This is a genomic window from Flavobacterium sp. IB48, from assembly GCF_016405855.1.
Taxonomy (GTDB): Bacteria; Bacteroidota; Bacteroidia; order Flavobacteriales; family Flavobacteriaceae; genus Flavobacterium; species Flavobacterium ginsengisoli.
The window spans coordinates 325,449-339,059 of the sequence record NZ_JAEFCA010000005.1 but is presented as its reverse complement, the minus strand read 5'-3'; the positions used below and the strand labels follow the sequence as shown (position 1 = coordinate 339,059).

At 35.5% G+C, this 13,611-nt stretch carries 5 protein-coding genes; 4 read left to right on the top strand and 1 reads right to left on the bottom strand.

Annotated elements, in window-relative coordinates; translation table 11 throughout:
* Nucleotides 1-191: 191 nt before the first annotated feature.
* The gene (locus JC605_RS17490; RefSeq protein WP_198857435.1) at nt 192-1,355 is read right to left on the bottom strand and encodes a DUF4861 family protein; all 1,164 of its coding nucleotides are present in this window, start codon (nt 1,353-1,355) and stop codon (nt 192-194) included.
* Nucleotides 1,356-1,873: 518 nt separating this feature from the next.
* Between JC605_RS17490 and JC605_RS17485 the strand changes: the two genes are divergently transcribed.
* The 4 genes from JC605_RS17485 (at nt 1,874) to JC605_RS17470 (ending at nt 13,459) form a co-directional block, all read left to right on the top strand.
* The gene (locus JC605_RS17485; RefSeq protein ID WP_233074150.1) at nt 1,874-4,801 is read left to right on the top strand and encodes a triple tyrosine motif-containing protein; all 2,928 of its coding nucleotides are present in this window, start codon (nt 1,874-1,876) and stop codon (nt 4,799-4,801) included.
* A 218-nt stretch (nt 4,802-5,019) separates the two neighbouring features.
* Nucleotides 5,020-8,970, top strand: coding sequence for a family 16 glycosylhydrolase (locus JC605_RS17480; RefSeq protein ID WP_198857434.1), 3,951 nt, complete (start codon nt 5,020-5,022; stop codon nt 8,968-8,970).
* A 125-nt stretch (nt 8,971-9,095) separates the two neighbouring features.
* Nucleotides 9,096-11,750, top strand: a complete 2,655-nt coding sequence (locus tag JC605_RS17475) for a beta-1,3-glucanase family protein (protein ID WP_198857433.1) — start codon at nt 9,096-9,098, stop codon at nt 11,748-11,750.
* An 83-nt stretch (nt 11,751-11,833) separates the two neighbouring features.
* Nucleotides 11,834-13,459: a glycosyl hydrolase family 18 protein gene (locus tag JC605_RS17470; RefSeq protein ID WP_198857432.1), complete on the top strand. Its 1,626-nt coding sequence runs from the start codon at nt 11,834-11,836 to the stop codon at nt 13,457-13,459.
* The last annotated feature ends 152 nt before the right edge of the window (nt 13,460-13,611 follow it).

The window sequence follows — 13,611 nt, the reverse complement described above, 5'->3', positions numbered from 1 at the left end:
ATTCCATCTAGTAAAGCCAATCTTTGTAGAGTTTCTAGTGCGATTTCTCGTTCCTCGAAATGACAAAACGCAATTTAAACATAGCCCGTGGTTTTAACCACGGGAAACGAATTGATATTATACATTGTGTTCCCGTGGTTAAAACCAGGGGCTATGTTAAAAAAAACGTTGAGCCTTAGCGGCAAAAAAAATCACTTTTTAACCTTCACAATCAAAGGATTATTTACCTTCTCAGCAAAAGAACTCAAATACTTTTCCCATTCTTGTTTGGTTTGAAACGGACTTCCTTTTTTCCATCCAAAACCAACATAATAAATAGCTTTGTTGTTTTTTACTGAAATATTTCCGTATAAGTTGCTTAATTCTTTTTCGTCAGTAACATGATTATCAAAACTAATTAACGAACCTTTTGGCGCAACTAAACCCATACCAATTTCAGAATCATCAATAGGTTCCCAATAACTTAACCAGCCTTCTTTTAAATTGGTGCCAATTGTTCCTTTTTTGTCATGAAGCGTTAAACCGGCTGCAATAGTTTTTGTTCCAGTAATATTGATTTCAAAACGAGAAAGCTGACTTCCATAATCTAAACTAATTAATTTCGATTCGGTTATTTTATTTCCTTTGGCATCCCAATCGGCATAAGTTAAAATAAAACTTGTTCTAATTGGACCAGTTGTAATCGTTTTCCAGCTAATGAAATTCTTGGAGAAATAATATTTTCCATCAACATTAACTGCAATTCCGCCCACGCCGCGACTGTCTCCAACTTGAAAATTATCCAGACCTTCGCCAGTATCTTTATGGTATGTTCCAGTTCCGGTTGTTGTTTTTTCGTACCATTTATTAATGATAGGATAATCGACTCTTTTTAGCCAAGCATCAATTCCGCTGGTTAACGTTCCGCCAGGAATATTATCTTCAACCATTTTTTGCGCTACAGGTCCGTAAGTTCTAAACGCTACTTTATTGTTTTCCCATGCATAATCGTCGGTGCGTTCTGGAACAAATCGAGAATAACAGCTCATTACTTTTGAAGCCGAAGGATTTGTTCCAATCAAAACCTCAAAATCCTGTTTTGAAGAAGCTTTAATTTTGGGCTGAAATAAAAGCAAATCTGCATTTCCGTCTCCATCATTATCTACGGTTTGTGTTTCTAAAAAGGTATTGCCATTTTTTATTGCATAATCTTCGAGTTTGACATTTGCAGGTAATCCAAGAGATTTTTTAGTTAATTCGATGGTTTCAAACTCTCTGTCAACTTTTAAATTGTTGGTAACAGTTATGATTTTATTCTGAGAAAAAGCAGTAAAATTGGCTGTCAGAATGGCTATGATAAAAAGATGTTTTTTCAAAATTCTTGGTTTTAATATTTTCGAAATTAGAGTTGATAAGAATATAAAAGTACAAATCTAATTATAATTGAAAATACAGAATAGGTGTAATTCTGTACATAATGCTGAAAATCAGAAAACAAAATTTAGATTTTTAATTCGATTTATTTTTACAAATAAATTATTCCGTTAGAAATATTTAGTCAGTAGAAAAAAAACATTTATGAATTTGCAAAGTGTCCAGTAAGGACATCTGTTTTGCGGAATAATGGTATGTGCGTAATCAAACGTTCTTACGGAACGTATTCAATTCTCTAATTATCAAATTCTCTTCCTAAAATGTAATTTATTGCATTAAAATAAAATTTTATATATTTGAGTTTCGACATTCTCTTTTTTGTTTTGATAATAATGAATAATTGTTATTGGCACATTTAAAAAAAAGAATGTTTTTATCTAGAAAATGACTTTTCCCAAAGAAGTATTTTTCAAGATTGTGATTTTTAAAATCACAAAACTAACCTACAGACCCAAAGAGAATGATGAAATTTAAAATTAGAATTTTACTTCTATTCCTATTATTTTCTCCAATTATCAATTCCCAAATCAAAAAGATTGGAGTTCCTTTTATAGTCAATTATAGTCCGAAAGCATATAAAGCGGCATCAGAAAATTGGGATGTTTTGCAGGATTCTAAAGGCATGATGTTTTTTGCCAATCATTTTGGTATTATGCAATTTGATGGTGTTCGCTGGGCAATTGTCACACAGCCGGAAAACAGAAGTATGGTGCGTTCGATGGCGATAGATAAAAACGATAAAATGTACGTTGGCGCTCAAGGCGATTTTGGCTTTGTCATTCAGCTTCCAAATGGACAATATCAATATACTTCTTTGGTAAAATTGCTTCCAAAATCGGCTCGAAATTTTGGTGATGTACTGCATACGGTGATTCGAAATAACGAAGTGATTTTTTTCTCTTATGAAAGGATTTTTATTTATAAAAACAAAGAAATCAAGGTAATAGACGCTAAAACTGCTTTTGATGATTTCTTTGAAGTTGGAGGAGAAATTTATGTCTCGGATAATGGAAAAGGATTATTAAAGCTAAAAGACGGTGCATTAATTTCTGTTGAAAATGGTGAGAAGTTTGTTGGAATGCAGGTTAGAAAGATTTTCCAAACGAAAGAAGGACTTTTGTTGTTCACGCAAAAAAATGGTCTTTTTACATTCAATGAAAATCAAATAAAACCATTTGTAACCGAAGTAGATCATTTGCTAAAACAGAATCAAATTTCAGCAGGAATTGAACTTTCTGATGGATATTTCGGAATTGGAACCCGCCAATCAGGATTGATAGTTATAGATAGTGATGGACATTTGGTTCAACATATTGATAAGCAAATGGGACTTCAGAATGAATATGTAACCAATTTTAAAATTGATAAAGAAGGCAATTTATGGGTGACGCTCAAAGGTGGAATTTCGCTGATTCAGATTTCGTCTCCTTTGTCAAAAATCATAGATGGCACAAATTCTGAAACCAAAATTTATTGCAGTCAGATTTATCAGAATAAATTGTATATCGGAACAGATAACGGTTTGTTTTGGCTGAATTGGGAAGCTTATAAAAGCGGAAAAAGAGAAAATGTAACTTTTCAGCATGTTTCTGGAATGTCTGAAAATGTCTGGAATCTTGGTGTTTTTGGTAATTCTTTGTTGGCTTTTGAAAAAAACGGAATATTCGAAATCAATGGAAATTCTGCGAAATCGCTGGCCCAAATAGATGGTGCTTGGCAAGGAATTCTAATTCCGAATCGGTCAGATTTATTGGTAGTTGGTGGATACACAGGATTATATTTGCTGAAAAAAGTAAATGGATCTTGGGTTTTTCAGCATCGAATAAAAGGTTTTGAGGAAAGTAGTAGAATTATGGAAACCGATAAACAAGGAAACATTTGGATTGCGCACGGTTATAAAGGAATTTATAAACTTAAATTCAATTCAACATTTGATTCCGTTACCGATATTCAGTTTTATAATGATAAGAGTGGATTTCCGTCGAGTTTGTTTTTGAATACTTTTAAAGTAGATGATCAGATATTATTTGGAACAACAAAAGGCGTTTACAGGCAAGATGTTTCTTCAAAAAAAATGATTCCAGATCCTGTTTTCAAGAAATATCTCGGATTAGAAAATCATATTCGATTATTAAAACCAGACAATCAGGATAATATTTGGTACGTTTCTGGCGAAAATACCGGAAAAATGAGCAAACAGAAGAATGGGAGTTTTAAGATTGAAGAACTTCCATTTCGAAAACTCCGATATATATATGTTCCTGGTTTCGAAAATATTCAAACCACAAACAGTGGTGACGTTTTCTTTGGAACACAAGAGGGTTTGATACATTACAGTGCAATTAAAAACAAGAAATACGAAACGAAATACAAAGCAGTTATTTCAGAAGTAAAATGTATTTTTCCGAAAGATAGTTTGTTGTTTTCCAGCCGTTACGATGTGCTCCCAAATAAAACAGGATCAGTAAATGATAAGTTTTCGACTGTATTATCTTATGCCAATAATGCGCTTCATTTTTCTTTTGCATCGCTTTGTTTTGATGATGCAGATGCAACAAAATACGAGTATTGGCTAGAAGGTTTTGAGCCAACTTGGTCAGATTACAGCCTTCAAACAGAGAAAGAATATACCAACTTGCCAGAAAATGAATATGTTTTTCATGTACGCGCAAAAAATATGTACGATGTGGTTAGTGAAGAAGCTGTTTTTAAGTTTGAAGTTTTACCGCCTTGGTACAGAACTTTTTGGGCTTACTTATTTTATTTTGCGCTCTATAGTATTGTAATTTATTTAATTGTTAGATATCAGAAATTTGTTGCTGAGCGTCAACGTCTTCAATTAATAGAGAATCAGGAAAGAGAATTGCTTCGAAGCCGTGCAGAACTTAACGAACAGAAACTGACATTAGAACAAGAAAATATGGCAATTGTTCGTGAAAATCTTCAAACGACAATTAATCTTAAAAATGCTAAAGTGGCTTCAAATACAGTCAATTTAATTCATTTAAATGAAATTTTGCTTTCAATAAAAGAATTGATCGCGCAGATTGACAAGAAAAATGAACCGAATGTAAACTTTAGTCTTCTGACGAAAATCAATAAATTAATAGATCACGAATTGCAGGGAGACAAACATTGGAACGAATTTGAAGAAATTTTCAATCAGTTGCATGATAATTTTATGCAGCGATTAAAATCGAGTTATCCAGAATTGACTCCACGCGATATGCGATTGTGTGCTTATTTGCGAATGAATTTCAATACAAAAGAAATTGCACCGCTTTTAGGAATTTCTGTTCGTGGTGTGGAAGATACCCGTTATAGAATTCGTAAAAAATTACAGCTTCCGTCTGATACGAATATCACTGAATTCATTCTTAATTTTTAATTTTTCTCGTATAAGTAGAATCTGAAGTGATTTTATGCTTTTCATCGATGATTTGTTACATTTCTTCGATAGTACCGTAGTCAAACCGTACTCAGAAATGTAAGTCTTGCCTGATTTTTTAGTTAATATTGCGCTGTTATTGTCGGAAAATACAATCTGTTTTTATAAATAAGATTTATTGAAGAAATAACAAATACTAACTAAAAACCTATTTAAAAATGAAGCAAAATGACTTTTTTTTCGGCCGACCACCGAAAAGCAATTCTTATTTATTAAAACAATTTTGTGTAGCAGTTTTGTTCTTACTGTTGCCATTTCTCAAAACTCAAGCGCAATGCAATACGCTCGTTTGGTCTGATGAATTTAATGGCACAACGGTAGATTTAACCAAATGGCAAAGCATTTCTGGAAACGGATGTCCGTCGCTCTGCGGATTCGGAAATGCTGAAGCGCAACGTTACGATCCCAATCAGGCGACAATTGTAAAAGAAGGAACAAATAGTTACTTAAACATTGAGGCAAAATATGCGCCTAACGCACAATTTCCAGATCAGCCGTATGCTTCTTCAAAATTGACAACGGAAGGAAAATATTCTTTAAAATACGGAAGAGTAGAAGCTCGTATGAAACTTTCTAACGCACAAGGTGCTTGGCCGGCTTTCTGGATGCTTCCAGTTAATGGCAATTGGCCTTTTACTGGAGAAATTGACATTATGGAAGCCAAACACAGAAATCCAAAATCGGTAGATGGAACGATTCATTATGATGGTGGAGGATATCAGTTTACAGGAAGAAGCTACAGTTCTCCAATAGATTTGTCCTCAGATTTTCATGTTTATGCTGTAGAATGGGGACCAAATTTTATTAAATGGTTTGTGGATGATGTTCTATTTCATACGGCAACACCAAACACAACTGTAAACGGCGGATGGCCTTTTAATGACAACAATTTTTATATTATTTTGAATCTCGCAGTTGGAAGCTACGGAACACCTTATACGAGAGTTAACGGTGCAGGAGTAGAGCCAATTCCTGCCGATTTTCCAGCAAAATTACAGGTCGATTATGTTCGTGTTTACGATGGCAGTTTTAAATATGCAGTAACTGGCGATAACAAAGTTTACCAAAACGAAACTAGTAAAACGTATTCTGTAAATGCAATTGCGGGTGCAGCTTATAATTGGACTGTTCCAGCAGGAGCAACAATTACATCAGGGCAGGGAACAAATTCTATTACTGTAAATTGGGGAACTTCTGGAGGAGATGTTTCGGTAACGGCGACAGTTTCAGGCTGTAATGTAAATAACTACAAATTGGCAGTAACAACCGAACCAGCATTGCCTGTTGAAAAAATACATGATGATTTCCAAAGCAATCGAAATGTATTGTATCCTGTAAAAACTGGAGTTTTGACCGAAGCTGTAGCGAATCCTTCTGCTACCGGAATTAATACTTCGGCTTTGGTTGGAAAATATGTTCGAAATTCAAGCGAATTGTATGATGTGTTGAACATCAGAAATGTAACCATAACTAATGCGAATGATTATGTTTACGGAAGAAAAAGACTTTCGTTTGATATTTATACTTCGGCTCCGGTTGGAACAAAAATTTCGATGCAGTTAGAAAACAGCAATGTTACAACTGCGACGAATTATCCGTCAGGTAGACATAGTGGTTTTAAAGCTACGACCACAGTTCAGAACAAATGGGAAACAATCGAGTTTGAATTTGAAAAAATAATTGATCCAAATACGAGTGCTTTATCAATTAATAATGTGGTACTTCTTTTTGAATCGAATTCGAATTCTGGTGCGACTTATTATTTCGATAATCTGCTGACAAAAGCAGCGCCAGAAAAGCCAATTATTGCAACAGACGTGCTGCAAAATTACGACGGAGTAAATAAAATCATAAAAGGAACAACAACTGGAACGTATTCTGTTGTGGCAAATCCAGCGACAAATTCGGTTAATTCTTCTGCAAATGTCGCGAAGTATGTTCGAAATGTATCTGAGCAATATGATGTGCTTTTCTTCAATACACAAAGTACGATTGAGGATGCCGGTTTGTTGAAAAATCAGACGAACAAAATTATGATTGATGTGTACACTTCCGCACCAATTGGGACAGTGGTAAGTTTGAATTTAGAAAACAGTGCAACATCACTTCCAGCCAATTATCCTACAGGAAGAAATAGTACCTACGTAGCGATTACAACCAAACAAAATCAATGGGAAACATTGACTTTCTATTACAATTCTAGTCCAGATGGAGGAACTTCAAATTTGGCAGTAAACCAAATGGTTTTGTTATTTAATTCGGGTTCTTACACAGCTGATACCTACTATTTCGATAATATTCGAATTGGCTCTACTAAACTTCCAGATACATTTACGCAAGGTGTAATTTATGAAGATTACCAGACGATTCACAATATTACATTTAGAGATGCAATTGGAACGTATACGGCAAACACAGCAAACCCAAATGCAAGCGGAATTAATACTTCTTCGAATGTTGGAAAATACGTTCGCAAATCGACAGAACTGTATGATAATTTCTCATTTAATACTACAATAACCAATATTGGAGATTTTAAAGGTGGAGTTAAAAAGTTCGCGATGGACGTTTACACTTCTGCACCAGTCGGATCTATTATTTCTTGGCAAGCAGAAAGCAGCGCTTCAGTTCCAGCAAATTATCCTGTTGGAAGACATAGTATTTATCAAGGAGTTGTAAAACAAACCAACGCTTGGCATACAGTAACTTTTACTTATGCAAGTTCACCAGATGCTTCAACAGCAGACAGTGAAGTAAATCGTTTTGTTTTCTTATTTGAACCGGGAACAAATTCTGGAAACACGTATTATTTTGATAATTTAAGAGCTTTAAATTTAGTCTCTACAGAAACTCCAGCGGGATTGCCTTCGCCTTGGATTAGCACCGATTTAGGAGCAGTTACTCCAGCGGGTGAAGCGACACATTCTAACGGTACTTTTACCATCAAAGGAGCAGGAAATGATATTTGGGATACAAGCGATCAATTTCAATTTGTAAATCAATCTATTACTGGAGATGCAGAAATTATTGCTAAAGTAAATTCGTTAACTAATACAAATACTTATGCAAAAGCGGGAGTAATGTTCCGTGAAACGCTTACGCCAACATCAAAACACGCCATGACAGATGCAAGCGCAGCAGCAGGAATTGAGTTTTTGACTCGTGATACTGCTTCGGGAGTAACTACAGCAGAGGTTACAACAGGAGCGACTCCAAAATGGGTTCGTTTGGTAAGATCTGGAAATGTGTTTACATCTTATTCTTCAGATAACGGAACAACATGGACACAAGTAGGAACGCCAAGAACAATTGCAATGGCTAGCACTATTTATGTAGGAATGGCAGTTACGTCTCACGCAAACGGAACTCTAACAACAGGAGTTTTCAGCAATGTAACAGTTCGAAATATAACTGCAAATCCGAATGTGAATTTAGCTTTAGCTAAAACAGCGACAGCTTCTACAGAAGAAAATCCTACGCTTTCTGCAAATAAAGCAACAGATGGCGATAGCACAACGACAAGATGGGCGAGTTCTTTTGCTAATGCGACTGAATGGATTTATGTTGATTTGGGAAGCAATTACAACATTAACAGAGTAGTTTTAAAATGGGAAGCGGCTTATGCAACACAATACAAAGTGCAGATTTCAACTGATAATGTTTTTACAGAAAACGAAACAGTAAGCAATCAAACTGCCGGTGATGGAGGAACAGATGATTTAGCGGTAAGCGGAACAGGAAGATACATTCGAATTTTATGTAACGCTAAAGCTTTGCCTCCGTACGGATATTCATTGTATGAAATCGAAGCATATGGATCATCTTCTACAGCTAGAATGGCTATGAATGTTGTTGAAGAACCGCAGGCAGAAGAAGTTGTTTTTGCCATGTACCCAAATCCGACAACTAATTATATTCAAGTTTCATCTCCTGAGAACTTAGATAATAAAATCATTACGATTTACGACGATTCTGGAACTTTGATTTTAGAAAACAAACCTCAAGGAAACGAAAGCGTAATTGACATAAGTAAGCTTCGTAGAGGAATCTACATTCTAAACTTCAAATCAGATCAAAAAAGCTGGACTAAAAAGCTTATTAAGAAATAATTTTAAATCTGTTGGGTGCAATTTAAGGAGGGCATACCAATTGCACCTGGCGGATTTATTTAGTCATTCATTTGAAAATGGCTTTGGTTTAAAACTTATTTGCGTAACCCCAAAATTATTTAGATATGAATAAAATTAGACTTCAAAGATTTTCTTTTCTGATGACACTATTTCTAGTGTTTTCAAACCTGATACACGCTCAAGGGCCTGTACCTTTTACGATTAGTAATAATTCGACGTTTGCTGACAGCGAATTATATGTTGCAATTGTCGGCATCGATTATACAACGGGAAACCACGTTTGGGTAAATGCCAAAACGAGTCAGATATTGCCAATGAACGCTTCTTACAATACAGTTACTGGGCCAACTTATGGAGGAAATACAGGACCGGGGCAAAATTCTAAATATGCAGCTTGTTTTACTAAGTTGAGCGAAATTCCAAATAAGACCTTTACACTTCCTTTAATTGCAGGATGTAGAGTTTTTATATCTAAAGGTTCACAATTGTATTTTTACTTTTTTGGCGCAAGCGGAGCTCCTTCAGGATATGCATCGCCAAATCCGCAAAATGCTACAGATCCCAATCAGGGAATTTTGTATGAAATGATCGAATTGACAAATAATCAGTATGGTTTCTTCGGAAATCCAACAAGAGTCGATTCATACAAATATCCAATGGGATTGGAATTATTTGGTGCAAACGGCTACCAAAAGAAAGTGGGTGATTTAAAAAAACACGCAGATATTGTTGCTGCTTTTAAAGCGAATGTTCCTGCAGAGTTTCAAGGTTGTGTGAACGATGCAACTGGCGAAATTACTGCACCTTCTAAAACGGCAGCTTACGCGGAAGGATCTGGACCATATGCAAATTACTTAAAATCGTACATCGATGCGATTTGGAACAAATACAAAAATGAAGACTTGATTTTTTATGCTGGAGATGCTGGTGTTTTTAAAGGAAGAGTTATTGGAGAACAACTAGAAATGGTTGGACAATCTGGTGCTTTTGTTGGAAGAACAGGACGTGTTCAAAATAGGCCAACAACGCAAGAAGCTCTTGAAGGCAAAGGCGTTTTGGACAGAAGATTGGTCGACGGAGATTTAGATCTTGTAATTCAATCGCAATTAACAGCTGCGATTAATCGTCATGTTGTCAATACAACGACCACAAATCCAGGACAGCAAAATTGGTACGATGCATCGAAATATTATCAAGTAAATCCAACAAATCATTATTCTAAATTCTGGCATTTGCCAGGAATCAATATTGACAATTTAGCTTACGGATTTGCGTATGATGATGTTGCAGATCAATCGCCATCACTTCATTCGCCACAGCCAACAAAAGTCATTGCTACATTTGGAGGTTATTACGGACTTACGACGCCTTCAGTTCCAGCTACAACAGATGTAATCACAGTTTACAAAGATTGCAATTACACTGGATTTTCTGGCGGATTAACAATTGGAGATTACAATCTAGCTCGTTTAAATTCTTTAGGAGTTTTAAATGATGATATTTCTTCGCTAAAAATTACACAAGGTTATCAAGCGATTTTATATCAAGATGATAATTTCGGCGGAGCTTCAACCGTAATCAATTCTGATAATTCATGTTTGAATGCTACTTGGAATGATAAAGTGAGTTCGATCAGAGTAATTGCTAATGGAACAACAACTTTAGGAAACCAGACTTTCTTTCTTCAAAACAGAAACAGCGGTTTGTATATGGATGTTTGGAATTCTAGTATGTCAAACGGAGCAGGAATTAATCAAGGTGCTCTAAATTCTGGAAACAATCAGAAATTTACTTTTACGCATTTAGGAGACGGAATGTATAAAATCATTGCAAACCACAGCGGCATGTCAATGGACATTAATAACTTCAATAAAGCTAATGGTGCAAGAGTAGAACAATATCCATATAATGCGACCACAAATCAGCAATTTATTTTGGTTTCTACAGGTGATGGTTATTATAAAATTGTTGCCCGTCACAGCGGAAGAATTGTTGAAGTGGCAGGAGCAAGTACAGCTTCTGGAGCAATTGTGCAGCAATGGGACAATAACAATCAGACTTGCGGCCAGTGGAAATTAGTTCCTGCTACAAGTTCTCAAACTTCAGTTTTAATTCAAGCAGAAGATTATTCAGCAATGAGCGGTATTCAAGTTGAAGCAACTACAGATACTGGCGGAGGTTCAAATGTGGGTTATACAGAAACAGGCGATTGGTTAGCGTATAATAATATCAATTTCCCAACAACTGGTTCTTATTTGATTGAATACCGTGTAGCAAGCGCTGTGACTGGCGGAAGATTATCTTCTGATTTAAATGCTGGCGCAGTAGTTTTAGGAAATGTTGATATTCCAAACACTGGCGGATGGCAAAATTGGCAAACTGTTTCTCAGACTGTAAACGTAAATGCAGGAACATATAATTTCGGAATCTACATTCAGAATACAGGAATGAATATCAACTGGATTAAAATTACAAAAGTAGCAGGAACAGCAAAAATGGCTGCAACTGAAACGATAGCAGAAGAAGAGCCTACTGCAACAGAATTGAATGTATATCCAAGTCCAGCAGAAAATACTCTTTTTGTGACCACATCTGTAAGCGGAGAAAAAATAAGTATTATAGATCAGACAGGAACGCTAGTTTCTGAGCAAAAAATCAATAATAACAGCATTGATGTTTCGCGTCTTAGAACTGGAATCTATTTTGTTATTTTCCATAAAGATGGTACAAAAACGGTTAAGCGTTTTATTAAAAAATAATTTAAGAATGCAGGTTTTAGATCAAAATCTGAAACCTGCAATTTTTCAATATCCCCATAATTTACAAATTAAAACAAATCACTATGAAAGACAACTACACAAGAATGTCGGCAAAATGGATTCTTATTTTAGTATTGGGTGTTTTTAATTTTTCTGTAGCCCAAAAAAAAGTAATTGCATATATTCCCAATTGGATTGATTTAAATGCTTTTTCAAGTACCATTCAATACAGTAAATTAACGCATATTAATATTGCTTTTGAAAATCCTGATGCAAACGGATATTTAAGTTTTAATTCAGGAAGCAATACAATTATAAATGCCGCGCATGCACAAAATATAAAAGTTTTTGTTTCTCTTGGAGGTGGTGCCGTTTCTGAAGGAGGAGCAATTAGAGACAATTATTTTAATCTGATAACACCAGCAAACAGAACAGCTTTCATTCAAAAAATATACGATTATGTTGTTGCTCACAATTTTGATGGAGTCGATGTCGATTTAGAAGGGCCAGCTATTAATGGCGATTATGGAGGGTTTGTGATTGCTTTAGCGAATAAATTGCATGCCAATGGCAAATTGATTTCAGCAGCGCTTTCAGAAGGATATGGTGGTGCAAATGTACCTTCATCTACTTTTGCTGCATACGACTGGATCAATATTATGGCTTATGATGCAACGGGGCCTTGGGCACCAAACAGCCCAGGACAGCATTCTCCTTACAGCATGGCGGTTAATCAATTTAATTATTGGACAGGAAGGGGATTGCCTGCAAGCAAGGCTGTAATTGGACTTCCTTTTTACGGATATGGTTTTGGAGCTTCTGCCAATCAGGGAATTTCTTATGCCAATATCGTAGCGCAATATCCGGGTGCTGAAAATTTAGATCAAGTTGGAAACACAATTTATTACAACGGAATTCCGACTATCAAACAAAAAACAACTTTTGCGATTCAAAATGCGGCGGGAGTTATGATTTGGGAGTTGTCTCAAGATGCTACAGGTTCTAAATCTTTGCTTACTGCCATTAATCAGGTTATTACAGGAAGTAATCCGCCAGCAACAGGAACTTTAATTCAGGCAGAAAATTATAACGCGATGAGTGGTGTTCAAACAGAAGCAACCACAGATACAGGCGGTGGATTAAATGTTGGATATTGTGATACGGGCGATTGGATGGCGTATTATAATATTAACTTTCCAACTTCTGGTTCGTATCAAATAGAATATCGTGTGGCAAGTGCTGTAACAGGCGGAAGACTATCGTCTGATTTAAATGCAGGAACTATTCAGCTTGGAGCTATAAATGTGCCCAATACAGGAGGATGGCAAAACTGGCAGACGATTACGCAAACTGTAAACGTAAATGCAGGAACCTATAATTTTGGAATCTATGTTCAAAATACTGGTTTTAATATCAATTGGTTTAGAATTACAAAATCAGGTTCAACGGCAAGAACAGCTGCGCCAGCTACCGAACAGTCTATTGCAAGTTTAGAAATTTATCCAAACCCAACAGAAAGTGAAATCTTTTTTACGGCAGAAGTTTCAGGTGGAAATGTAAATATTATTAATACTGAAGGTGGAGCGACAGTTTCATCTCAAACGGTAAATAACAATAGTATAGATGTTTCGACTTTGAAAACCGGTATTTACTTGATTTCGGTTGAGAAAAACGGAATCAAAACCGTAAGACGTTTTATTAAGAAATAATCATAACCCATTTGCCATAATGGTTTTAGATACATTAAATTTTTTAGGTTTTAATGTGTTAAGAAGGCTGTCTTTTTGGACAGCCTTTTTTTATCTGCAACCTTGATAGCTATAAGAACTGCAGTTAAAAAAAACATTATCATTTCCATAAC